The following is a 22,657-nucleotide window of genomic DNA, read 5'->3' on the forward strand; positions in this document are numbered from 1 at the left end:
ATACACCACATCCGTATATACCGTCGGAGGTTCCCATGTTCGAGACCCGGATCCGCAAGGTCGGCAATTCCGCCGTCATCACGCTGTCGAAGGAAGCGCTCGCCGTGCTCGACGCGGCGGAGGGCGACACGGTCTATCTCGTGCGCACCGATGACGGCTCGCTCGCCGTGCGCCGCCACGACGACGACTTCGCCGCGGCGATGGATGCGGCGGAGATCGGCGCGAAACGCTTCAGCAAGGCGATGGACGCGCTGGCGTGAAACGGGACGGGCCCAACTGGGTCCCGCTCCCGGCCATCCGTGCGATCCACGACCGCATGATCTCCCGCCATGGCGGGACGCCCGGCCTGCGCGACGTGGCCCTTCTGGAGATGGGATGCGCCCGACCGCTCAATCTCTGGGCATACGGGGCGCCCGATCTCTGCGAAATGGCCGCTGCCTATGCGTTCGGGATCGCCAAGGCGCATGCCTTCATCGACGGCAACAAGCGCACGGCGTTTCAGGCGGCGTTCGTGTTTCTTTACACGAACGGACAGGATTTCCACGCGCCGGACGCCGACGTGGTTCGCATGATGGAAGGCCTCGCCGAAGGCACGGTTCCGGAGGCCGAGTTCGCCGCCTGGCTTCGCGGGGGCGTATCCGCGCTCTAGGCGAGTTCCGCAATCCGCGCCGCCGCGAGTTCCAGGTCCGCGCGGAAATCCCGCGTGGCCGCCGCTTTCGCCGCCTCGTTCGGCACCCTGAGCAGGTAGGATGGATGCAGCGTGAGGAGCACGGGCGTGCCGTCCTCCGTCTGCTCGAACGTGCCGCGCCGCTTCATGATGCCCGCGCCTTGCCCGGTGACGCTCGCCGCCGCCGTGGCGCCCATGGCGAGGATCAGCTTGGGGCGCAGGAGTTCCCGCTCCGCCTCCACCCACCAGCGGCAGGCCGCGACCTCGCCCGCGTCGGGTTTTTGGTGGATGCGTCGCTTGCCGCGCGGGGTGAACTTGAAGTGCTTGACCGCATTCGTCACGTAAGCCCTTGATCGGTCGAGCCCCGCCTCCTCGGCGATCTGGTCGAAGAGCTGTCCCGCGGGGCCGACGAAGGGCCGTCCGGCGAGATCCTCCTGATCGCCGGGCTGCTCGCCCACGACCATAAGCGGCGCGTCGGGCGGGCCTTCGCCCATCACCACCTGCGTCGCGTCGCGGTAGAGCGGGCAGCGCGTGCAGCCCTGGGCCTCGACGCGAAGCGCGTCGAGCGTGTCCGCCTCGGGGGCGTCGTCGGGCAGCAATCCGGGCATCGGCAATCTCTCCTTGATCCTGGCCGCGCGAGCCGGGGCGAGGGTCGGCGCGGCCTCCTGCATCGCCCGGGCGCGCGCGGCGGCGCCCGCGATGAGTTCGGGGATCGCCGCCGCCTCGGGCATGTTCTTCCAGTATTTCTTCGGCATCTCCGCCTGCATCGCCTTCACCTTGAGGCGCGCGGGATTGAAGATGTTCCGGAAATAGGTGGACCAGAGCGCTTCTGTCGCATCCTCGGGCAGGGGCGGCTTCGCAGCTCCCGGCCCGAAGGCGATCTCGCCCTCGGTGAAGGTGACCTGCAGATCGGGTGTCTGGATCACCCAGTCCATGTCGCCGAAGCGCCGCGCGAAAAAGGGTGCGTTCGGCTCCGCGATATGATGGGTGGGCTCGAACCAGGCGGCGAAGCGGCGTCGCGCACCCAGGCCGTCGATCTCCCGGAACCGCAGGAAGGCGCGCATCTTGTGGATGTCGCGCCGCACGGCCTTCTCCATTTCCCTCAGCCGCGCGAGCCCCGCATCCCCGCGATCGGCCATGAGCGCGGGATGCCCCCGGAGCCGCCAGAGAAACGCATAGAGCCGGGCGAAGCGTTCCGGATCCTCGTGCCAGCAGACCGTCTCGGCGAGCGGAACGAAGCTCTTCGGAACGCTCACCGTTCCCTCCATGGGCGCCGGTTCCGCCAGCGCAGAAAATAGATCGCCGTCCGCCCCGTCGTAGCTCCAGACCAGGTCCTCCGGCGGGATCGACGCGGCGAGACAGCCGCGCGCCGCGTTCCGCCAGGCCGCGGCGGTGCCGAGGCGCGGCAGCGCGACGCGCCGCATCTAGAAGAGCGCCAGCTGTTCGGGCGGCGGCGCGAAGCGCGCGCGCAGATCGGCGCTGTCGGTGAGCGCCCCGGGCGTCCAGCCGCGGACCGTCACGAAGGCGCGCGCCTTCTTCAGGTTCGCCCCCATCCGCGTCAGGTCCTCGTAGCGCAGCGAACGATGCCGCCGGGTCGCGACGATCCGGTCGACGCTCTTCACCCCGAACCCCGGTACCCGCAGGAGCATCTCGCGTGGCGCGCGGTTCACATCGAGCGGGAAGTGGTGCCGGTTGGCGAGCGCCCAGGCGAGCTTCGGATCGATCTGCAGATCGAGATTGCCGTCCTTCGTCGCCCCGGTGATCTCCTCCAGCCCGAACCCGTAGAACCTCAGAAGCCAGTCCGCCTGGTAGAGCCGATGCTCCCGTTCGAGCGGCGGACGGATGAGCGGCAGCGCGGCGGTGGCGTCCGGAATGGGCGAGAAGGCGGAGTAATAGACCCGCTTCAGCTTGTAGGAGGAATAGAGCCGGGTCGATTGCCCCAGGATCGTCGCGTCGGTGGAGGCGTCCGCCCCGATGATCATCTGCGTCGATTGCCCGGCGGGCGCGAAACGCGCGGGCCGCTTGCCGGAATGGCTCTTCTCCCCGGCGGCCTCCTTCGAGAGCCTCACCTTCGCCATCGCCTTGCGGATCGTCGCCGGATCCTTTTCCGGCGCGTATTGCTTCACGCTGGCATCGGTCGGCAGCTCGACGTTCATCGACAGCCTGTCGGCATGTTTTCCCGCCTCCTCGATCAGGAGGGGATCGGCGTCGGGAATGGTCTTGAGGTGGATGTAGCCGCGGAAATTATGCGTCTCACGCAGGGTCCGGACGACCTGCACCATGTCGGCCATCGTCGCATCGGGCGAGCGGATGATGCCCGACGACAGGAACAGCCCCTCGATGTAGTTGCGGCGATAGAATTCGAGCGTCAGCGTGACGATCTCGTCGGGGGTGAACCGCGCCCGTTCGATGTTCGAGCTCACCCGGTTCACGCAGTAGGCGCAGTCGTAGATGCAGAAGTTCGTCATCAGGATCTTCAGAAGGCTGATGCATCGCCCGTCCGGCGCGTAGGCATGGCAGATGCCGGAGCCTTCCGTCGACCCAATGCCCGATCCGTCCCGCGACGACCGCTTCGCCGTGCCCGAAGACGCGCAGGAGGCGTCGTATTTCGCCGCATCCGAAAGGATCGCCAGCTTCTGGCGGAGATCATGCTTACCCATCTTGAGGATATAGAGCGGCGCAGGGATTGGAACAAGCGTGGAACATCGCGACATCTCGCCCCTGTGGCTCGTGTCGGATCGCCGGCGGCAAACCATGTCGCGACCGCAACGGCGCGCGGAAATCGGCGGATGCGACGGTTGCGCGGATGGGCCCGCCTTGCCGCAGCCAGGCATTCTGGCCTATGAGCGATGGCAACCCGGCCACGCGGAGGGGCAGGGCCGTTTCGGTCCGATCCGGGCGAGAAGACAGGGCTCAGCCATGGCGATGAGAGACTGGATCGAGGACCGGCTGGGCGTCGAGCGCGTGCAGCGGCTTCGCCATGGCGTCGTCGACCTGTTTCATAAGATGGACCGCGGGTTGAAGCGCACGCTGCTTCTCGCCGTCGATCTGGGCCTCACGGTCGTGGCCTACGTCCTCGCGCTCGCGATCACCGAGGCGCCGGTCGAGCGGATGCTTTCGACCTGGGCGGGGATCCAGACGCTCGCGCTCCTCGTCATGGTGACGGGCGTGACCTCCACCATCCTGACGATCCCGAACATCCGTCTGCGCGCCTACGACATCACCGGGTTCGGACGCCTTGCGGTGCTCGCCGTGATCGTAGCCACGATCGGCGCGGCGCTCCATCAGATCGGTGCGGCCCCGGTCGAGGGCCGGACGTTCTTCGTTTTCGGCCTCGTCCTCTTCCTGCTCTGCGCGACCAGCCGGATCGTGATGCTGGAGGCCCTGACCGCGATCTATCGGCTGCGCGGCAACCGCACGCGGGTGATGATCTACGGCGCGGGCACGACGGGCATGCACCTCGCCCGCGCGCTCACCGCCCACGACGCGATCGAGCCGGTGGCCTTCGTCGACGACAACGCGACGCTGCAGACCCTGACCATCGCGGGTCTGCCCGTCCTGCGGCCCGTGGATATCAAGGAGATTGTGCGGGATCTGCGCGTGCGCCGCGTGCTGCTCGCCATGCCGTCGCTTTCGCGGCCGAAGCTCGCCCAGATCGCCCGCCGGCTCGAGGCGATGGGGGTCGAGGTGCAGACCGTGCCCTCCTTCTCGCAGCTCATCGGCACCGAACCGCTCGTGGAGCGCCTGCAGGCGCTTTCGCCCGCGCAGATCATGGGCCGCGAAACGGTTGACCGCCACGCCGATCAGGGCGCGCAGCAGATCGCCGGACGCTCCGTCCTCGTCTCGGGCGGCGGCGGCTCGATCGGATCGGAACTCTGCCGGCAGGTCCTGGGCTGCCGTCCCCGCCGGCTGGTGATCTTCGAGCTCTCCGAGCTCGCGCTCTACGAGGTGGAGAAGACCCTCGCCCCGCTCGCCGCGGAAGCGGGGATCGAGCTCGTCCCGGTGCTCGGATCGGTGACGGAGCCGCGCCTCTGCCGCCGCGTCCTGCTCGATCACGGGGTCGAGGTGATCCTCCATGCCGCCGCCTACAAGCACGTCACGCTCGTGGAGCAGAACCCGCTCGTAGGCCTGGCCAACAACGTGCTCGGGACCTGGGCGCTCGCGCGGGAGGCCGCGGCAGCGGGGGTGGAGCGGTTCATCCTCGTCTCCTCCGACAAGGCGGTCCGCCCCACCAACGTCATGGGCGCCTCGAAGCGGCTCGCGGAACTCGTCGTGCAGGACCTCTCCGCCCGGACGGAGGGCACGATCTTCTCGATGGTGCGCTTCGGCAACGTCATCGGCTCCTCCGGTTCCGTCATCCCGCTCTTCAAGGAGCAGATCGCCCGCGGCGGACCGGTCACCGTCACCCACAAGGAGGTGACGCGCTACTTCATGACCGTGGAGGAGGCGGTGAGCCTCGTCCTCATCGCGGGCTCCTTCGCGAAGGGCGGCGAGGTTTTCGTCCTCGACATGGGCACGCCGCTCCGGATCTGGGACCTCGCGCGCACGCTCATCCACGATGCGAGCTACACCGTCCGAGACGAGGCCAATCCCGACGGCGATATCGAGATCGTGGAGACAGGCCTGCGACCCGGCGAGAAGCTCCACGAGGAGCTGATTATCGGGAAGGGGCACGAGACGACGGATCACGCCAAGATCTTCTGCGCGCGCGAGGCGGCGCTGAGCGAGATCGAGATCGCCTCCGCGATCCGCTCGTTGCGCGAGGCGCTCGCCACCGGCGATGCGGAGGCGGCCGCGGCGGTCGCGCGCCGCTGGGTGGAGGGGTATGGCGGCGTGCGTCCCGCGGGGCTCGCGGCGCCGCTTCCGTCTCCCGTGCCTTCGCGCGACCGGCCGACATCCGGCGCTGACATCCATCCGGACGCACGGGGCGGGGGAGGCACGCCGCACCCGCTTTACGCCCCGCCGGGAACCGGGCATATCGCCTGACGTGAGAGCCTGCGGGGGAACGAATTTGGCCGATCGAGCACGCGGCGCAAGCCGGACGATCCCCGTCGTGGCGGCCCTCGCCGTCGCGGCACTGCCCGCCGTCGCGCAGGACTCGCGCTCCGATCTGAACTTCTACGGCGTCACCGGCGCGATCGACACGCCCACGGCCGAAAGCCGCCCGGACGGGCAGCTCGACGTGACGGTTTCCGACTGGTCGGGCGTGAACCGCAACACGCTGTCGTTCCAGATTCTGCCCCGCATCCAAGGCAGCTTCCGCTATGCCAAGTTCTCGGGCCTCGATTACTTCGGCTTCGACGATTACTACGACCGCAGCTTCGATCTCTCGGCCGTCGTCCTGCGCGAAGGGCGCGTGCTTCCCGCGCTGAAGATCGGCCTGCAGGATTTCGTCGGCACCGGGCTCTTCTCCGGCGAGTATCTCGTCGCCACCAAAAGCTTCGCGTCCGGGCGCCTGACGCTTTCGGCGGGTCTCGGTTGGGGGCGGCTCGGCAGCTACGAGGATATCGGCGCGCCCTTCGGCGATCGTCCCGCGCCCGATGCGGGCCGCGGCGGGGAATTCAACGTGGATCAGTGGTTCCGTGGTCCCGCGGCGCCCTTCGGCAGCGTGATCTGGCGTCCGGACGACCGCTGGTCGCTGATGGCGGAATATTCCTCCGACGCCTACGACGTGGAAACGGGGCAGGGCCGCGCGCCGAGCTCTGCCATCGTCGATCGCTCCTCGCCCTTCAATTTCGGCGCCACCTACCGGATCAACGACGCCGTCTCGCTCGGTGCGCATTATCTCTACGGCTCCGAGATCGGGGTGAAACTCACCTTCTCCGCCAATCCCTACCGGCCGCCGCAGAACGGCAGCGTCGGCCCCGCCCCGCGGCCCGTCAACGCGCGCACCCCCCGCGCCGCGGCGCCGGAGCTCTGGGTCGAGAGCTGGGTCGCGGATCCGAACGCGGCCCCGCAGCTCACCCGCGTGGTCAACGACGAGCTGACCGATGCCGGGATGGAGGTCGAATCCTTCACCGTCCTCGACGCGAATACCGTCGAGATCCGGGTGCGCAACTACACCTACGACGCCTCGGCGCAAGCGGTCGGGCGGATCGCGCGTGCCCTCACCCGCACGATGCCCACCTCGGTCGAGACCTTCCGCATCGTGACCTCGTCGGGCGGCCTGCCCGTCTCGGCGGTGACGCTCCGCCGTTCCGATCTGGAGGCGATCGTCAACGCGCCCGACGCCGCCGCGCAATTGCGCGCCGTGGCGGGGATCGGCGATGCCGGGCCGCGCCCGCGTGGCGCCTATCTCAATCCGGAGATGTTCCCGCGCTTCGATTACGGCATCGGCCCCTTCATCCGCCGCCTCTATTTCGAACCCGAGAATCCCTATCGCTTCGACATCGGCGTGCAGGCCGACGCCTCCTACGAGCCGTTGCCCGGCCTCGTCTTCTCGGGCCAGGTTTCCAAGCGTCTCTATGCCGGGACGACCGACAGCGTGCGGCAGAGCAATTCCGTCCTGCCCCGCGTCCGCACCGACCAGGCGATCTACAACGAGGAGGGCGACCCCTCGCTCGACCGGTTGCAGGCGGCCTATTACTTCCGCCCCGGCCGGGATCTCTACGGTCGCGTGACCGCGGGCTATCTGGAGCGGATGTTCGGCGGTGTCTCGGGAGAGATCCTCTGGAAGCCCGTCACGAGCCGCCTCGCCGTGGGCGCGGAGCTCAATTACGTGCGCCAGCGCGACGCCGATCTGGGCCTCGGCTTCGCCGATTGCACCGTCAACTGCCTCGCCCGCGAGGAAATCGAGGAATACGACGTCGCGACCGGCCATGTCTCCGTCTACTACGAGCTGCCCGAGGGCTTCCGCGTGCAGCTCGACATGGGCCGCTACCTCGCGGGCGATACCGGCGCGACACTCGGGCTAGACCGGACCTTCGCTAATGGCTGGTCGGTGGGCGCCTTCGCGACGCTGACCGACGTGAGTTCGGACGAGTTCGGGGAGGGGTCCTTCGACAAGGGCATCCGGTTCTCGATTCCACTCTCCTGGTTCACCGGGCGGCCGAGCCGGTCCTCGCTCGGCACCACGCTCCGGCCCGTCACGCGCGACGGCGGCGCGCGGCTCAACGTCTCGGGGCGGCTCTACGACCGGGTGGTCGACGGACACGAGCGACGGCTCGACGAGCAATGGGGCCGGGTATGGCGATGAGATCGGTCTTCGGCGCGGCGCTCCTCCTTCTCGCCGGGTGCGCCACCGGCACGGAGCGCGGGATCTTCTCGGAATTCGGCGAGTCGCTCTCAACGATCGGCTTGCCCGGACGGACGGAGGCGCCAGGCCGCGTGACGGCGAGCGACGCGACGCTGAACGCCGCGCCCTCGAACATCCTCCTCGTCGAGGTGGAATCGCGCGGCAACCAGGCGGGGCTCGTCCTCGACGGGATCAATCGCGACACGATCACCTGGCGCTCGCCCGGCGATGTGACGATCACCACCCAGGGCGGGCAGCTCATCGGCACGGCGGGGTTCGGCAACGATCTCGCCTCCGCCCGCGCGCCCGCGATCGGTGCGGGGCAGGGGCGGGTCGTGCGCGATCAGTACCATCTCGGCGGCGACGAGGAGATGGAGCTCACGCGGTATTTCTGCACGCTCGCGATCGCCGGCGCGGAACGCGTCGTGGTCACGGGACGGGCCTTCGACACCGCGCTCCTGACGGAGACATGCGAGACGGAGGACGGCGCGCAGGTGGAGAACCGCTACTGGATCGACGGTCTCGGCGTGGTCCGGCAGTCGCGGCAATTCGCCGGCGAGGAGATCGGCTATCTCTTCATCCAGGACGTCCATACCGGCCTACGCTAGGCGCGGCGGGGCAGGACCTTCCGCGCCGTCTCCGCGATCAGCACCAGATCGAAGCAGAAGCTCCGGTGCCGCGCGTAGAGCAGATCGAGCGCCGCCTTGCGCGGCACGCAGCGCCGCCGGTAGACGCGATCGGTCTCCTCCGCCGAACCGCAAGCGGCGAGGAGCCGCTCCTCGTGGGCATGGAAGCGCAGCGTGGCAAGCCCGGTGATCCCCGGCCGGCTCTTGAGCACCTCCCGGTAGAGTTCGGGTTCGAGTTCCACGTAACGGCGCAGCGGCGGGCGGGGACCGACGAAGCTGATATCGCCCCTGAGCACGTTCCAGAGCTGCGGCAACTCGTCGAGGCGGGTGCGGCGCAGGGTTCGTCCCATCGGCGTGATCCGGTCCGACTTGTCGCCGCCCGTCACGCCGCTATCGCCGGGATCGGGCCGCATCGAGCGGAATTTCCAGAGCAGGAACCCCTCGTCGACGCTCCGCATCCGTTCCGCGCGGTAGAGGAGCGGGCGCCCCTGCGTCGCGAAAAGGCAGGCGATCAGGATCAGCGCGACCGGAGCGAGGACCACGCCGAGAAACAGCGCGAGCCCGATATCCATCGCGCGCTTGCCGGGGCTCACGCGGCACCCCCCGTCGCCCGTGCATCGGCCCAGAGCGCCGCGGCATCCTGCGGCTCGACCGCCACCAGGGCCGCGAGCGCGGACGTGTCGAGATGGACGTGCTGCGCCGCTCCCTCGGGCGCGTTGCGCCAGACCACCTCCCGTCCCGCCGCCGCGAATATGTCGGCCATCGCCACCGGCTCCGGGCCCGCGACGTTCAGCACGGGCGGGATGTCCCGGCCCGCCTCGACGGCCGCGGCGAGGCCCGCGAGGATCCGGGCCAGCGCGCCCGGCCCCACATAGCTGCGCGAGGGGCCCCGGCCATCCGCGAAGCGGTCGAGAGCCGGCTCTCCGCCCGCCTCGATCGACAGGAACGGCTCGGAGATGCCTGCGACGTTCGACACCCTGAGCGCCGTGATCGTGGGCCCCGCGACCGCCCGCTCCATCGCGATCTTCGCCCGCGCATAGGGCGACGCGCCGGCGAGCGCCGCGTTTTCGGGAACCGCATCGGCGCCCGTCGGGCCGTAGACGGCGGAGCTCGAGACGAGGAAGCAGCGCGCCGCCCCGTTCGTCCGCGCCGCCGCCGCACCCGCCTCCGCCAGCGCCACGTTGCGCGCGAGATCGGCGCCCGGTCCGGGCACGGCGCCCGAGAGGACGAAGACCGATTGTCCGGCCATCTGCGGCATCGGGGGCGGGGCCGTGTCCATGTCCCAGTGCAGGTCCGCCATGCCCTCGCGGCTCGACACCGCGACGAAATCCTGACCGGCCGCGCGCCAGGCGCGGGCGATCCGCAGCCCGACCCGCCCGGATGCGCCGAGAAGGACCGGCCTCGTGGTGAATTCCCGCCTCATGACTCCCCAAATCCGCCGCGCCCGATTGCCATCGCGGTAGAGCTTAGTATCTTGGCACGCAACGCGAAACGGCGCTTCGCCAGTCCCGGCTCGAACGGGGCGGCGCTCAGGGTGGCCGTCGGGCCGGAGGGACTTCCCATGACGATATCGCGCGCCTCGGCGCTGCTCCTTTGCGCGCTGACGGGCCTCACCGCCTGCAGCGGCTTGCCGCGCGGGGCCGCGCTCAAGTCGGAGATCCGCCGCGACGCGGCCGCCGAGGAGGGCGAGTTCGCCTTCTATCCCGTCACCCGCGGCCTCCTGCCCACCCTCGCGGCCTGGCCCGCGATCAACGCCGAACGCTCCGCGGGCTGGCCACGGCAGAGCGCGGGCTCCGACGGGCAGATCATCGCCGCGGGCGACACGGTCGTTGTGCGGATCTGGGATTCGTCGGACAATTCGCTCCTGACCTCGATCGAGCAGCGCTCGGCGGAGCTCGGCCCGCTCACCGTCTCCTCCGCGGGTCGCGTCTTCGTTCCTTACGTGGGCGAGGTCCGGATCGCGGGCATGAGCCCGGAACGCGCGCGGGAGGCGATCCAGAACGAGCTCACCCAGATCGCTCCGTCGGCCCAGGTCCAGCTCGCGCTGGAGGAGGGCAACCTCAACTCGGTCGCCGTGGTCGACGGGGTGGGCCGCCCCGGCACCTATCCGCTCGTCGGGCGCAACGTCTCGATCCTGTCGGTGCTGAGCGAGGCGGGCGGCGTGAACGGGAACCTGCGCAATCCGCGCGTCAAGCTGCAACGCGGCGGCACGCTCTACGCCACCTCGCTCGACAGCCTCTACGAGAACCCCGCGCGCGACGCGCTCGTCCGCGCGGGCGACCGGGTGATCGTGGAGGAGGACGAGCGCTTCTTCCTGTCGCTCGGCGCCGCCGGGCGGGAGGCGATCGTGAACTTCCCGCAAGACGAGCTGACCGCGCTCGAGGCGATCTCGCTCATCGGCGGGATCACCGATACCCGTGCGGATCCCGAGGGCGTCCTCGTTCTGCGCGAATACCCCCCCTCGGCGCTGGCGACCGGCCTGCGCGGCCCGCGCCAGACACGGGTGATCTTCTCCATCGACCTGACCACGGCGGACGGGCTCTTCAGCGCGCAGAACATGCAGATCATGCCGAAGGACGTGGTGCTCGCGACCGAGAGCCCGGTGAGCTCGATCCAGCTCGCCATCGGTCTGCTCGCGGGCGGCGTCGGCCTCGCCACCCGCGTGACGAATTGAGGCCGGCCGGTCAGAGCCGGCCGTCATCCCCCGCGAAACCCGCCATCTGATCCTCCGCCCAGTGGCGGATGTCGTACTTGCGGATCGTCTCGCGCATGCTGCGCATCCGGTGCTCCCGCTCCTCCGGCTCCATGTTGAGCGCCTGCACGAGGGCCCGGTCCATAGACTTGTGGGAGAACGGATTGGCGAGGATCGCGGAATTGATCTCCACCGCCGCGCCCGCGAATTCCGACAGGACGAGCACGCCGTCATTGTCGCCCCGGCAGGCGGCGAATTCCTTGGCGACGAGGTTCATCCCGTCGGCGAGCGGCGTGATCCACGCCACGTCGGCCGCGCGGTAATAGGCGACGAGTTCATCGAAGGGGATCGCCCGGCTCATCAGCGTCACCGGGGTCCAGTCGAACGTGCCGTAGAGCCCGTTGATCCGGCCCACCGTCTGCTCGATCTCGTTCTGGATCCCCTCGTAGACCGTCATGTTGCGGTTCGCGGAGACGGAGACATGCATCAGCCGCAGCTTGCCGCGCAGATCGGGGTTGTCGTCGAGGACCCGCTCGAAGCTCAGAAGCTGGTCCGCGCCGCCCTTCGTGTAGTCGGTGCGCCCGACCGACAGGATCATCCGAACGTCGCCGAGTTCCTCGCGGATCTGCTTGGCCTTCTCGATCGTCTCGTCGGTCTGCGCCTTGCTCTCGATGTAATCGACATCGACGCCCACCGGAGAAGCCGTGATCTGCACCTTGCGGTCCTTCCAGACGACGTATTGCGCCGTCTTCCGCTCGCTCAGCGCCACCCCTTCCGAGATGAAATCGGGGTTCACCGGCTCACGCGGGCCGGTCTCGATATCGAAGAGGCTCTCGGCCACGCCTACGAAGTTCGCGGCATAGCGCGGGATGTGGAAGCCCACCACGTCGCAGGAGAGCAGGCTCTCGATGATCTCCCGCCGCCAGGGCAGCACGTTGAACATGTCTGCGGAAGGAAACGGCGTGTGGTGGAAGAAGCTGATCCTGAGGTCGGGCCGCATCTTCCGCAGATAGCCGGGCACGAGCCAGAGGTTATAATCGTGGACCCAGACGACCGCGTTCTCCGCGGCCTCGGCGGCGGCGGCCTCCGCGAAGGCCCAGTTCACCTCCCGGAAGGTCGGCCAGTCCACGGGGTCGTAATCGTACTTCTCCTTGAAGGAGTGCAGGATCGGCCAGAACGCCTCCTTCGAGGTCACGTGGTAGAACGACTTCACCTGCGCCTCGGTCAGCGGCAGGCGGGAGACGGCGTACTTGCCGTAGCTGTCGTCGATCTCCACGACCCGCTCGAAATCGGGGTTCGACGGATCCTCGGCGAGTTTCCAGGCCACCCAGGCGCCCTTGTCGACGCGGGAGAAGAAGCCCTTGAGCGTCGGCACGATGCCGTTGGGGCTCTTGTTCTCCTTGAAGACGATCTTGCCGTTTTCCTCGACTTCTTCGTAGGGCTGGCGGTGATAGACGATGACCAGATCGCTCGGCATGAAATGTCCTTTATGGCGTGTCGTGGAGATCGAGTTCGCGAACCGCCTCGAGGATGCCGGCCGCGCCGATCCCCTTGGCGATATAGACGTGATCGAGCGGCGAGACCCGCTCGACGAGGGCCGTCTCGGCGCCGCCGACGGCCACGGCGGGCAATCCGCATTCGAGCATGGAGAGGTCGTTCAACGTGTCGCCCGCCGCGAGGACCGAGGAGGGCGAGATCCCCAGATGCGCGATCAGGCGTTTCAGCGAGGGGCCCTTGCTGATCCCCTTCGGCAGCACGTCGAAATACTTGTTGTCGGAGATCAGATGGTCGAGGCCCATCTCGTCCACGGCGTCGATGCTCGCCTGCGTGACCTCGTCGGGGTTCATGTCGAAGCTCACGCGGTAGCGGAACTCCGTCTCCTGAACGGTTAGGCCGGGATGGCCGGCGAGTTCGGTGCGGACGCGGTCGCCCGAATCGTCCCACGCCTCAGCGATCTCCTGCTCGAGCGTCTCGATCGGCTCGACCTCGAGCCCGTTCACCCTGGCGATCGTGGTGCCCACGTCGCCCACCACGTATTCCGGCCAGGGCACGCCCCCGTCGCAGAGCGCCGCGATGAATTTCGGGTCGCGACCGGTGACGAAGATCAGTCCGATCGTCTCGCGATTGTCCTCGATCCAGCGGTAGAGCGTCTTGCGGTCCTCGTCCGAGCCGCCGAGGAAAGTGCCGTCGAGATCGGTCGCGAGGACGAAGCGCCTTGCGCTGATACTGGTAGATGGGATGGGGGCGCCACTCATGCAGGTTCTCCGAAAGGATGGTCCAGGAAGATGCCCAAGCCCTTCGGCTCGGCCTCGATCGGGCGCGACCAGAGATCGCGGAACGTCTGTTTCAGGTCCGCGTCGCGATGCAGGACCGCGTGGACGGATTCGCAGATCGGCAGGCTGACCCCGATCCGGGAGGCGAGGTCGATCACCGAGATCGAGTTGACCTCGCCCTCGACGACGACGGGCTTGCCGTCGAAGCAATCCTCCCGCGCGATCCCCTGGCCGAGCTGCGTGCCGAGCGACATGTTGCGCGACGTGGTCGAAGAGCAGGTGAGCGTGAGATCGCCCGCGCCCGAGAGCCCCGTCACCGTCTCGCGCCGCCCGCCCAGCACCTCGGCCAGCGTCTTCATCTCGTCCATGCCGCGGGTGATGAGCGCCGCGCGCGTGTTCTCCGCGAAGCCCGCGCCCGACATCATCCCGCAGGCGATGGCGATCACGTTCTTCACCGCGCCGCCGATCTCCACCCCCACGAGGTCGTCAGAGATGTAGCAGCGGAACACGTCCGACGACATCGACAGCGCCAACCGCGCCGCGGGGCTCTCCTGCGGGTCGAGCCGGTCGGCATAGCTGAACTCGAAGGCCACGGTCGCGGCCGTCGGATGGCCCAGCACCGTCTCCTTGGCAAAGGTCGGACCGGAGATCGCGCCGACCGGATGGCCGGGAAGCTCCGATCCCGCGACCTCGCCCAGCAGCAATCCCGATTGCGCCTCGATCCCCTTCGCGCAGAGGGCGACGGGGACGCCGTCGGGCAGGTGCGGGCGCATCTTGCCGCAGACTTCCCGCAGCGTCTTCGAGGGCGTGACGATGAGCACCGCCTCCGCGCCCTTCAGCGCGGCCTCCATGCTGGTCGTGGCCTCGATCCCCTCGGGCAGCTCGATGCCGGGGAGGTATTTCGGGTTCTCCCGCCGCTCGGCGATCGCCTCGACCGTGTCCGCATCCCGACCCCAGACGATGACCTCGCGTCCCGCGCGCCGCGCCACGCTCGCGAGCGCCGTGCCCCAGGACCCGGTCCCGATCACGGCGATCCGGCGGTAGGGCCGCGCATTGGCCGGCAGCTTCGTTTGTTCCGCCTTGCTAAGCGTCATGTCGGTCGACTCCTTCCATGCGGCACCGCTCCGGCGCGCTCCCGGCTCCTCCCCCGACGGGAAAGGTTTCGAGGCGCCGGCGGTTCCTTGTGCCATCCCTCCGCCGGACTGGCCAGACGCCTCCGAACCCTGCGGAAGCATTTACGATCTGCCCGGTTTGCGGGCATGGCGGGTCGCCCACGGGCAGATCGCACATTTCTCGCTATCCCGCGGCATCCCGCCGATCGCGGGGAGATTTTGCCGATCCTGCGCCAAATATCTGTCGGACAGAACTTTTTTACGGATACCCGCTGGCTGACGAACAATCTGTTTCCTCCAAATAGACGCAGTTGTCATTTGGTCAGGGGAACTGACGCGTATATTCTGCATTGCAGAGAGTGTCGTCCTTCATTCCCAGCGGACAGGGCGGCCGTTGAACATGCCGAGGACCACCACATGCCGACATCCCCCGTCAGGACCGCCATCTTTCCCGTCGCCGGACTTGGAACGCGCTTCCTGCCTGCCACGAAGGCGACGCCGAAAGAGCTCTTGCCGGTGATCGACACCCCGCTCATCCAGTACGCGATCGACGAGGCGCGCGAGGCCGGGATCGAGCGGATGATCTTCGTCTCCCATCCGTCGAAATCGGCGATCGAGCGGTATGTGAGGCACGATGCCGATCTTTCGCGCACGCTGCGACTGAAGGGCAAGAACAAGATCGCCCGCAGCCTCGAATCGGCCGCCCTCGACGAGGCGGAGCACGATGTCGTCTTCGTCATGCAGGACGAGCCCCTGGGCCTCGGCCACGCCGTCAACTGCGCCGCGCCCCACGTCCTGCCGGGCGCCGTTGCGGTCATCCTGCCCGACGACCTGATCGTCGGCCGCAAGGGATGCATCAAGGAGATGGTCGACGCCTACGCCAAGGGCGAGGCGGGCCACATGGTCGCCTCAATGGAAGTCGAGGAGGAGGCCGTCTCGTCCTACGGCGTTCTCGCGCCGACCCGCACGGAAGGCCGCCTGATCTTCGCCTCCGGCATGGTCGAGAAGCCCGAGCCCGCCGACGCGCCGTCGCGCCACGCCGTCGTCGGCCGGTACGTCCTCGACGGGTCGATCTTCGCCGATCTCGACGCGCTGACGCCCGGCGCGGGCGGCGAGTACCAGCTCACCGACGCCATCGCCGCCGGGACCCGGCGGATCGGTCTCGCGGGCTTTGCCTTTTCCGGCCGGCGCTTCGATTGCGGCTCCAAGCAGGGCATGCTCGCGGCCACGCTCTTCATGGCGAGCCTCGATCCGGCCTATGCGGATGTTCTTTCCGAGTTCTGCGCACAGCCTGCCGACATGACCGAAGCGGCCTAGGTTCGACTGCGTCTTCTCCCCGCCTTGCCGGTCCCTCGCGGGGCCGGCATTTTTTTGTCCGCGGCCGGGCGGGGGGATCCGCCGGCCGTCGCGCCGCCTCCCCCACGGGGCGGAGCGGGCTACATATCCGCGCCGATCGCCTCCAGCGCGGCCGTCGCGCAGGCCACGTCCTGATCGCCGGTGCCCGACCCGATGCCGATCCCGCCCAGATGCTGTCCGCCCACGAAGATCGGCAGCCCGCCCGGCAGGCCCGTCACCTCGCCCTGCGTCGCCATGCCGAGGCCCTGCTTCATCGCGTCGGGCACGTCGGCGGTGGGCTTGCGGGTCGCCGCGGCCGTGCGCGCCTTCGCATGGGCCGACTTGCGGCTGAGGAACTTCGCGCCGTCCATCCGAAGCTCCCCTTGGAGCTCGCCGCTGGCATCGACGATCACGATGCATTGCGGCTGGCCGATCTCGGTGGCCTTCTCGGACGCCGCATGCAGCATCTTCAGCACGCCCGCATGGGTCAGGGCCGCCGTCTCGCGCGTATAGCTCATCTTCTTCTCCCTTGGTCTCTGATCTAGCTGCAGCCGGCGCAGAAGCGCCGGATCCGCGTGCAGGCCTCCTCGAGCGCCGCGTCCGACGTGGCATAGCTCACGCGGAAGCACGGCGAGACACCGAAGGCCGCTCCGAACACGACCGCCACGCCTTCCTCCTCGAGAAGCGCCTTGGCGAAGGCCTCGTCGCTGTCGATCGCCGCCCCGCCGGCGGAGACCATGCCGATCAGCTCCGCGATCGAGGGATAGACGTAGAAGGCGCCGTCGGGCACCGGACAGGTGACCCCCTTCGCCCCATTGAGCCCCTCGACCACGAGATCGCGCCGCCGCTCGAAGACCGCGCACCATTCCTTCAGGAAGTCCTGCGGCCCGTTCAGCGCCTCGACCGCCGCCCATTGGCTGATGGAGCAGGGGTTGGAGGTCGATTGCGACTGGATCTTCCGCATCGCGCCGATGATCTTCTCCGGTCCCGCGGCATACCCGATCCGCCAGCCCGTCATCGCGTAGGCCTTCGACACGCCGTTGACGGTCAGGGTCCGGTCGTAGAGCTCCGGCTCCACCTCCGCCGGGGTGCAGAACTCGAACGACCCGAAGCGCAGGTGCTCGTACATGTCGTCCGACATCACCATGACATGCGGGTGGTGGACGAGCACGTCGGTCAGCGCCTTCAGCTCCTCCCGGCTGTAGCCCGCGCCGGTCGGGTTCGACGGCGAGTTGAAGATCAGCCACTTGGTCTTGTCGGTGATCGCGTCGTCGAGCTGCCGGGGGCTCATCTTGAAGCCCTGCTCGATGCCGCATTCGACGGTCACGGGCGTGCCGCCCGCGAGCAGCACCATGTCCGGGTAGCTCACCCAGTAGGGCGCCGGGATGATGACCTCGTCGCCGGGGTTCAGCGTCGCCATCAGCGCGTTGTAGAGGACCTGCTTGCCGCCGGTCCCGACGCTCACCTGCGACGGGGTGTAGGTGAGGTTGTTGTCGCGCTTGAACTTGTCGCAGATCGCCTGCTTGAGTTCCGGGATCCCGTCGACGGCGGTGTATTTCGTCTTGCCCGCGTCGATCGCGGCCTTCGCGGCCGCCTTGATGTTGTCGGGCGTGTCGAAATCGGGTTCGCCCGCGCCCAGGCCGATGACGTCGCGGCCCTGTGCCTTGAGCTCCGCCGCCATCGTCGTCACCGCAATCGTCGGCGACGGTTTTACACGGGTCAATGTCGCGGAAAGCTGGTCCATCGTCGCCCCTCGGTGGTAAATCGGTCTGCGAACTCTTAGGCTTCGACGGCATGGTCTTCAACAACGAAGCCGAACATATGATGCTGCGGGAGGACATGATGGCCGACGACGCCGTATTGGAAGACAAGGACTGGTACTCGAACGAGACTGCGACGCTCGGCGACAGGCTCGCCGGGGCGCGCAACGCGGTCGGGATGAGCGAGGACGAGCTCGCGAAGCGCCTGGGCGTGAAGCGCGCGACGCTCGAATCCTGGGAGAACGATCTCAGCGAGCCGCGCGCCAACCGCCTCAGCATGCTCGCGGGGATCCTCAACGTATCGCTGCGCTGGCTGCTGACCGGGGAAGGGGAGGGCATCACCGCGCCCGGCGCCACCGGGACGGTCCCCGACGGCACGCACGATATCCTGATGGAGATGCGGACACTCCAATCGGAGATCGTCCAAGCGGCCGACCGTCTGGGGTTTCTCGAAAAGCGTCTGCGCCAGACGATGGCCGGCAAATGACGGAGACGTCGGAGATCCGCCTCAAACGTCTCCGCCTGCGGTCGTGGCGGCGGGGCATGAAGGAGATGGACCTGATCCTCGGCCGGTTCGCCGACGCGCAGCTCGCGTCGCTCGACCCGGCCACGCTCGACACCTACGACGCCCTTCTCGGGGAGAACGACCAGGACCTCTACCGCTGGGTCAGCGGACAGGAGCCCCCGCCGGAGCGGTTCGCCCCGCTCCTGGCCCGGATCGAGGCCTCCGTCCGCGAGGCGGATTCCGTCTAAACGTCTCTGAATTTTGACGGAATCTTAGGTTTTCCGGGCGTAGATGCATCCAAGGCTTCACTGCGCGAGGATGTCATGAGCGTTTTGCGGAACATCGCAACCGATCGGGATCGCGGTTTCATCGCGGAATATCTCGACTCCCTTTCCCTTGTCGAACGGCTGCACCGTCTGCTGCTCGACGTTCTGAAGGACGAATTCGAGCGCGTGGGCGTGCTGGAGATCAATCCGGTCCAGGCCCTCCTGCTCTTCAACGTGGGCGACAACGAGGTCACCGCCGGCGAGCTCAAGTCGCGCGGCTACTACCAGGGCTCGAACGTCTCCTACAATCTCAAGAAGCTCGTGGAGATGGGCTACATGCATCACCAGCGCTGCGAGATCGACCGCCGCGCCGTGCGGGTGAAGCTGACCGCGAAAGGTCGCGCCGTGCACGAGGCTGTGGCCGAGCTCTTCCGCCGCCATGCGGACGGGCTGCAGACCCGCGGCGTGCTCGATCACGACCGGATCCGCGAGATCAACGGCACGCTGAAGCGCGTGGAGCGCTACTGGGCCGACCAGATCCGCTACATCTACTGACCGGAGGGCGATGCCAGCGATCCTAGGATCGGCATCGCCATCTCACGGGTGAGCTTGCGGCGCATCGCCCGCTCGAAATCCGCGAATCCCTCCGCGATCTCGAGGAACGCGCCCGGTCCGTGCAGCACCTCCGCGGCGTAGTAGGCCGCGACGTTCTCGTCGTGCCCCGTCACCACCAGGCCGTTCACCGTCACCCCCTCGAAGGGGAAGTGCTTGTAGGCGAGGCGTGGGCCGAACCCGTCGTTGTTCACCCCGTCTCCCGACAGATCGAGCGTCTGGAAGAGGCATGCGGGCGCCGTCCCGAACCAGCTCGCGGCATGTCCGAGCGCGAAGCCCATCGCGGTCGGAAACTCGGAATGGATCCGTTCGGAGCCCGCGATCCGCACCGCCGCCGCCTCCAGGTCGGCCGCGCTCTCGATGAGCGTCCAGCCGAGGATCGGCACCTGCTGGTAGCGCCCCGACCATTCGAAGGCTGCGAGCGCCACCGGCTCGCCCGGCATCGACAGCGCCGCCGCCCGTACCGGCTCCGACAGGAGCGCCCGCGCGAGGCCCGCGCGTTGCAGCGTGCCCTCCTCCGCATCGACGGAGGAGGACATGTCGAGCGCGAGGAGCAGCGCCAGCCGACACGCCGCCTCCGCCGAACCGGGCAGAAGCGCGAGCGTGGCCGTGGCCGCGCCTACCAGTGTCCGGTATTCTCCATGCTGGCCCACGGCTCCTGCGGCTCCTTCGCATCGCCTCGCTGCAGAAGCTCCACCGACACGTTGTCGGGCGAGCGCACGAAGGCCATGTGCCCGTCGCGCGGCGGCCGGTTGATCGTCACGCCCGCGTTCTGCAATTTCTCGCACATCGCGTAGATGTCGTCGACGCGGTAGGCGAGGTGGCCGAAATGCCGGCTGTCGTCGGGCAGCTTGTCGTCGCCGTCCCAGTTGTAGGTCAGCTCCACGTCGGCGCGTCCGTCGTCCTGTCCCGGCGGGCAGAGGAAGACGAGCGTGAAGCGGCCCTTCTCGTTTTCCGAGCGCCGCCGCTCCTCGAGCCCCAGCATCTTGAAGAACTCGAGCGTCTTGTCGAGGTCCTTCACCCGGACCATCGTGTGCAGATATTCCGTCCCCATAAGGGCACCCCCTTCATTGTGTCGAGGCCGGATCCTAGCGCCCGTGGCGCAGCCGTCAAAGCCGACATCTGTCCACAGGAAATCGCGTGAACACGACATATCGCGGTTTGCGAGGCGCGAGGCACAAGATACCTTCATGCGCGACTCGAACCCGACGGAGTGCCCGATGCCCTTGACCCATGACCAGCAGGCAGAGATCGACGAAACCCGCGCCGAGACGCGCCAGACGCTCCGCGCCACCTCGGAAGGGATGGAGGCGCATCTCTACCGCGCCCATCCGGTCCTCGACCACGGCTTCGTGCGAGTGATCGACTACATGGGCGACGACGCCGCGATCACGCAGGCCGCCCGCGTCTCCTACGGGCGCGGCACCAAGTCGGTGCAGAACGACGAGGGGCTCATCCGCTACCTCATGCGCCACTGGCACTCGACGCCCTTCGAGATGTGCGAGGTGAAGCTGCACGTGAAGCTCCCGGTCTTCGTCGCGCGGCAATGGATCCGGCACCGCACTGCCAACGTGAACGAGTATTCCGCCCGCTACTCGATCCTCGACCGCGAATTCTACACCCCCGCGCCGGAACAACTGGCCGCGCAGTCGAAGCAGAACAACCAGGGCCGCGGCACCGTGCTGGAAGGGGAGGAGGCCGCCCGCGTGCTGGAGCTACTCAAATCCGGTGCCGACCGCGCCTATGACAGCTACGAGGCGATGCTCGACCAGGGCGATCAGCAGGGCCTCGCCCGCGAACTCGCCCGCATGGCGCTGCCCGCCTCGATCTACACCCAGTGGTACTGGAAGGTGGACCTCCACAACCTCTTCCACTTCCTGCGCCTGCGCGCCGACCCCCACGCGCAATACGAGATCCGCGTCTACGCCGAAGCGATCTCGGCCTGCGTCGCCGACTGGGTGCCCCTCGCCTGGGGCGCTTTCGAGGAATACCGCCTCGGCGGCGCCACCCTCTCGGCCTCCGCGCTCGACTGCGTGCGGCGGATGCTGAAGGGCGAGGAGGTCACGCAGGAGACCAGCGGGATGAGCAAGCGGGAATGGGGGGAATTTCGGGAGGTGATCGGGTGAATTACGGTCTTTTCACCAGGCAAGGAGGGCATTTTGCATTAGGTCTGACTCTTGGTCTCTGCTTTACGGCACTATTTTTTATCCATGAGGCCATTCCACGGCTTCTACAAAATGCCGGCTTCGCAGGCGCATTGATAGGTGGTTTATTTGCCGTTTTTGCCCAACTGTTCCTTGTTTTTTACTATCTTCATAGTTCCCAACAGAAAGCTAATACGGAAGATCGAAATACGTTATATATCGTGCTTCAAAGCGCCACATACTTCAAGCAAGATGTCCATGACGCAAAGATACGATACGTTGATATGTCCGATGGATTACAGCATATACACGAAATAGACCGTAATATTGTTACGCCCGAGTTCCTCTCAAAATTTCAGGTGCAGCTCTCACGAAATGAATGGATCTTCATTTTTGAAACTAGGCGCATAAACTTTATCAACTCGACCTTCAGACTTGAGCATACAGCAAAACAACTCGACTTCTACTTGAATGAATATCGGAGCGTGTGGAGAGATTTACGCCAGAGATCGCTTGAAACTAGATCAAGTTTGAGCCGACTTGGCGATACTGATCCGTACGAAAGCGCTCTCCTTTTCGAAATGTCTAGTTTACTCGATACGATTCAGGAAATAATTCCTAATCTTGAGCTGTATGTGCGCGAATTCATAGAGGAGGGGCAGGAGGTAATGAGACAGAGATTTGGGCGGAATATTTCTTTAGACGTTACGTAATAATTTGATATCGTCGCCAAGAATATTTCTAGGTCAAAAGGAGGAGTGTAGATTACCACGCATTTCTCTTCGATACTGCTTAATGACTGCTTCCCACTGCGAGCCGTAATTTTCGCGTGGAGCAGCTTTGATATTAAATATTAAACTTGATCGCCCCGTTTGCCCGCGAAACGCTATTCGAGGAATAAGCCCGGTTTGAACTCATAAAACCGCGATTTCCTGCAAGCGTTCTCAAACTTGAGTTGAACAAAATATTCAGTTCCCATCGCACGCCCCATCAACGATCCGCCCACGAACGCCGAAGGGCCGAACGTTGCCGTTCGGCCCTTCCGAGCGTGCGTATGTACAGGTGCCATACGATGTACATACGTCCGGTGTACGTCGTGCGGACGTCCCGTGTACATCCGCTGCACGCTATAGGTACAGGGGATGCACGGATCGTGTACGCCTGCTGTACGTGCCGTGTACGCCCCGTGTACGCCGAACGGGCGCTAGAGCGCCTGCAGGTCGCCCGCCGATTCGCGTCCGTCGCGGCCGGAGATCAGCTCGTAGCTGACCTTCTGATTATCCGCGAGACCCGTCATCCCGGCCCGCTCGACGGCGGAGATGTGGACGAAGATGTCCTTGCCGCCATCGTCGGGCGCGATGAATCCATAACCTTTGGTGGTGTTGAACCACTTTACGGTGCCAGTGGGCATGCCGTTCTCCTTCGCTCGCC

General features: G+C 66.9%; 24 protein-coding genes. 12 read left to right on the forward strand and 12 right to left on the reverse strand.

Annotated elements, in window-relative coordinates; all coding sequences use genetic code 11:
- The first annotated feature begins 35 nt into the window (after positions 1-35).
- Positions 36-260 carry an AbrB/MazE/SpoVT family DNA-binding domain-containing protein gene (locus tag LX81_RS04400; RefSeq protein WP_111536089.1) on the forward strand — a complete coding sequence of 75 codons (225 nt, stop codon included), beginning with the start codon at positions 36-38 and terminating at the stop codon, positions 258-260.
- Complete coding sequence (locus tag LX81_RS04405) at positions 257-649, forward strand: type II toxin-antitoxin system death-on-curing family toxin (RefSeq protein ID WP_272939471.1); 393 nt, start codon at positions 257-259, stop codon at positions 647-649. Before LX81_RS04400 ends, LX81_RS04405 begins: the two co-directional genes overlap by 4 nt.
- On the opposite strand, the gene LX81_RS04410 is transcribed toward LX81_RS04405, so the two are convergent.
- A complete protein-coding gene (locus LX81_RS04410; protein WP_111536090.1) occupies positions 646-2,091 on the reverse strand; it encodes a UdgX family uracil-DNA binding protein in 1,446 nt (481 codons plus the stop codon). The two genes, LX81_RS04405 and LX81_RS04410, sit on opposite strands and share 4 nt — an antisense overlap.
- A complete protein-coding gene (locus LX81_RS04415) occupies positions 2,092-3,327 on the reverse strand; it encodes a putative DNA modification/repair radical SAM protein (protein WP_111536370.1) in 1,236 nt (411 codons plus the stop codon).
- 265 nt (positions 3,328-3,592) lie between these two features.
- On the opposite strand from LX81_RS04415, the gene LX81_RS04420 reads away from it, so the two are divergent.
- Genes LX81_RS04420 through LX81_RS04430 form a run of 3 tightly spaced genes read left to right on the forward strand, consistent with a single transcriptional unit; the run spans position 3,593 to position 8,509 of the window.
- Positions 3,593-5,653 (forward strand): polysaccharide biosynthesis protein, encoded by a 2,061-nt coding sequence (locus LX81_RS04420; RefSeq protein ID WP_373280269.1) that lies wholly within the window; start codon positions 3,593-3,595, stop codon positions 5,651-5,653.
- Between the two features lie 25 nt (positions 5,654-5,678).
- A complete protein-coding gene (locus LX81_RS04425; RefSeq protein WP_170133841.1) occupies positions 5,679-7,862 on the forward strand; it encodes a YjbH domain-containing protein in 2,184 nt (727 codons plus the stop codon).
- Positions 7,853-8,509, forward strand: a complete 657-nt coding sequence (locus tag LX81_RS04430) for a YjbF family lipoprotein (protein ID WP_170133847.1) — start codon at positions 7,853-7,855, stop codon at positions 8,507-8,509. Before LX81_RS04425 ends, LX81_RS04430 begins: the two co-directional genes overlap by 10 nt.
- Here LX81_RS04430 and LX81_RS04435 read toward each other — a convergent pair.
- Together LX81_RS04435 and LX81_RS04440 are read right to left on the reverse strand one after the other, a co-directional pair.
- Positions 8,506-9,120, reverse strand: coding sequence for a sugar transferase (locus LX81_RS04435; RefSeq protein WP_211322707.1), 615 nt, complete (start codon positions 9,118-9,120; stop codon positions 8,506-8,508). The genes LX81_RS04430 and LX81_RS04435 overlap by 4 nt on opposite strands.
- On the reverse strand, positions 9,117-9,950 hold the full coding sequence (locus LX81_RS04440) for an NAD-dependent epimerase/dehydratase family protein (RefSeq protein WP_111536094.1): 834 nt from the start codon (positions 9,948-9,950) through the stop codon (positions 9,117-9,119). The genes LX81_RS04435 and LX81_RS04440 overlap by 4 nt, the downstream gene beginning before the upstream one ends.
- 138 nt (positions 9,951-10,088) lie before the next feature.
- On the opposite strand from LX81_RS04440, the gene LX81_RS04445 reads away from it, so the two are divergent.
- The gene (locus LX81_RS04445) at positions 10,089-11,201 is read left to right on the forward strand and encodes a polysaccharide biosynthesis/export family protein (RefSeq protein WP_111536095.1); all 1,113 of its coding nucleotides are present in this window, start codon (positions 10,089-10,091) and stop codon (positions 11,199-11,201) included.
- A 10-nt stretch (positions 11,202-11,211) separates the two neighbouring features.
- On the opposite strand, the gene ggpS is transcribed toward LX81_RS04445, so the two are convergent.
- From ggpS to LX81_RS04460, 3 genes are read right to left on the reverse strand one after another with little or no spacing between them, the layout of a single operon-like run.
- Entirely contained in the window at positions 11,212-12,696 is a 1,485-nt protein-coding gene (ggpS, locus tag LX81_RS04450) for a glucosylglycerol-phosphate synthase (protein WP_111536096.1), read from the reverse strand.
- Positions 12,697-12,706: 10 nt separating this feature from the next.
- Positions 12,707-13,474: an HAD-IIB family hydrolase gene (locus LX81_RS04455; RefSeq protein WP_111536097.1), complete on the reverse strand. Its 768-nt coding sequence runs from the start codon at positions 13,472-13,474 to the stop codon at positions 12,707-12,709.
- Positions 13,471-14,586, reverse strand: a complete 1,116-nt coding sequence (locus LX81_RS04460) for an NAD(P)H-dependent glycerol-3-phosphate dehydrogenase (protein ID WP_111536372.1) — start codon at positions 14,584-14,586, stop codon at positions 13,471-13,473. The genes LX81_RS04455 and LX81_RS04460 overlap by 4 nt, the downstream gene beginning before the upstream one ends.
- Before the next feature lie 435 nt (positions 14,587-15,021).
- On the opposite strand from LX81_RS04460, the gene LX81_RS04465 reads away from it, so the two are divergent.
- Positions 15,022-15,921 carry a UTP--glucose-1-phosphate uridylyltransferase gene (locus LX81_RS04465; protein ID WP_111536098.1) on the forward strand — a complete coding sequence of 300 codons (900 nt, stop codon included), beginning with the start codon at positions 15,022-15,024 and terminating at the stop codon, positions 15,919-15,921.
- A 119-nt stretch (positions 15,922-16,040) separates the two neighbouring features.
- Here LX81_RS04465 and LX81_RS04470 read toward each other — a convergent pair whose 3' ends face one another.
- Both LX81_RS04470 and LX81_RS04475 read right to left on the reverse strand, forming a co-directional pair.
- Positions 16,041-16,457 (reverse strand): GlcG/HbpS family heme-binding protein, encoded by a 417-nt coding sequence (locus tag LX81_RS04470; RefSeq protein ID WP_111536099.1) that lies wholly within the window; start codon positions 16,455-16,457, stop codon positions 16,041-16,043.
- A gap of 23 nt (positions 16,458-16,480) precedes the next feature.
- Complete coding sequence (locus LX81_RS04475) at positions 16,481-17,683, reverse strand: pyridoxal phosphate-dependent aminotransferase (protein WP_111536100.1); 1,203 nt, start codon at positions 17,681-17,683, stop codon at positions 16,481-16,483.
- A 95-nt stretch (positions 17,684-17,778) separates the two neighbouring features.
- Here LX81_RS04475 and LX81_RS04480 point away from each other — a divergent pair, with 95 nt between their 5' ends.
- The 3 genes from LX81_RS04480 (at position 17,779) to LX81_RS04490 (ending at position 19,025) form a co-directional block, all read left to right on the forward strand.
- A complete protein-coding gene (locus LX81_RS04480; RefSeq protein ID WP_373280270.1) occupies positions 17,779-18,186 on the forward strand; it encodes a helix-turn-helix domain-containing protein in 408 nt (135 codons plus the stop codon).
- On the forward strand, positions 18,183-18,452 hold the full coding sequence (locus LX81_RS04485) for a succinate dehydrogenase assembly factor 2 (protein WP_111536101.1): 270 nt from the start codon (positions 18,183-18,185) through the stop codon (positions 18,450-18,452). The genes LX81_RS04480 and LX81_RS04485 overlap by 4 nt, the downstream gene beginning before the upstream one ends.
- 75 nt (positions 18,453-18,527) lie before the next feature.
- The gene (locus LX81_RS04490; protein ID WP_111536102.1) at positions 18,528-19,025 is read left to right on the forward strand and encodes a MarR family winged helix-turn-helix transcriptional regulator; all 498 of its coding nucleotides are present in this window, start codon (positions 18,528-18,530) and stop codon (positions 19,023-19,025) included.
- Here the strand turns inward: LX81_RS04490 and LX81_RS04495 are convergent.
- Positions 19,019-19,735 (reverse strand): DUF1194 domain-containing protein, encoded by a 717-nt coding sequence (locus LX81_RS04495; RefSeq protein WP_234822489.1) that lies wholly within the window; start codon positions 19,733-19,735, stop codon positions 19,019-19,021. The two genes, LX81_RS04490 and LX81_RS04495, sit on opposite strands and share 7 nt — an antisense overlap.
- On the reverse strand, positions 19,702-20,136 hold the full coding sequence (locus LX81_RS04500; RefSeq protein ID WP_111536103.1) for a VOC family protein: 435 nt from the start codon (positions 20,134-20,136) through the stop codon (positions 19,702-19,704). The genes LX81_RS04495 and LX81_RS04500 overlap by 34 nt, the downstream gene beginning before the upstream one ends.
- Positions 20,137-20,302: 166 nt before the next feature.
- Between LX81_RS04500 and thyX the strand changes: the two genes are divergently transcribed.
- Positions 20,303-21,208, forward strand: a complete 906-nt coding sequence (gene thyX, locus LX81_RS04505) for an FAD-dependent thymidylate synthase (RefSeq protein ID WP_111536104.1) — start codon at positions 20,303-20,305, stop codon at positions 21,206-21,208.
- Positions 21,205-21,939, forward strand: a complete 735-nt coding sequence (locus LX81_RS21845; protein ID WP_146259388.1) for a hypothetical protein — start codon at positions 21,205-21,207, stop codon at positions 21,937-21,939. Before thyX ends, LX81_RS21845 begins: the two co-directional genes overlap by 4 nt.
- A gap of 491 nt (positions 21,940-22,430) precedes the next feature.
- On the opposite strand, the gene LX81_RS04515 is transcribed toward LX81_RS21845, so the two are convergent.
- On the reverse strand, positions 22,431-22,637 hold the full coding sequence (locus LX81_RS04515) for a cold-shock protein (RefSeq protein ID WP_111536106.1): 207 nt from the start codon (positions 22,635-22,637) through the stop codon (positions 22,431-22,433).
- Between the last annotated feature and the right edge of the window lie 20 nt (positions 22,638-22,657).

Source organism: Palleronia aestuarii (assembly GCF_003253995.1).
GTDB lineage: Bacteria > Pseudomonadota > Alphaproteobacteria > Rhodobacterales > Rhodobacteraceae > Palleronia > Palleronia aestuarii.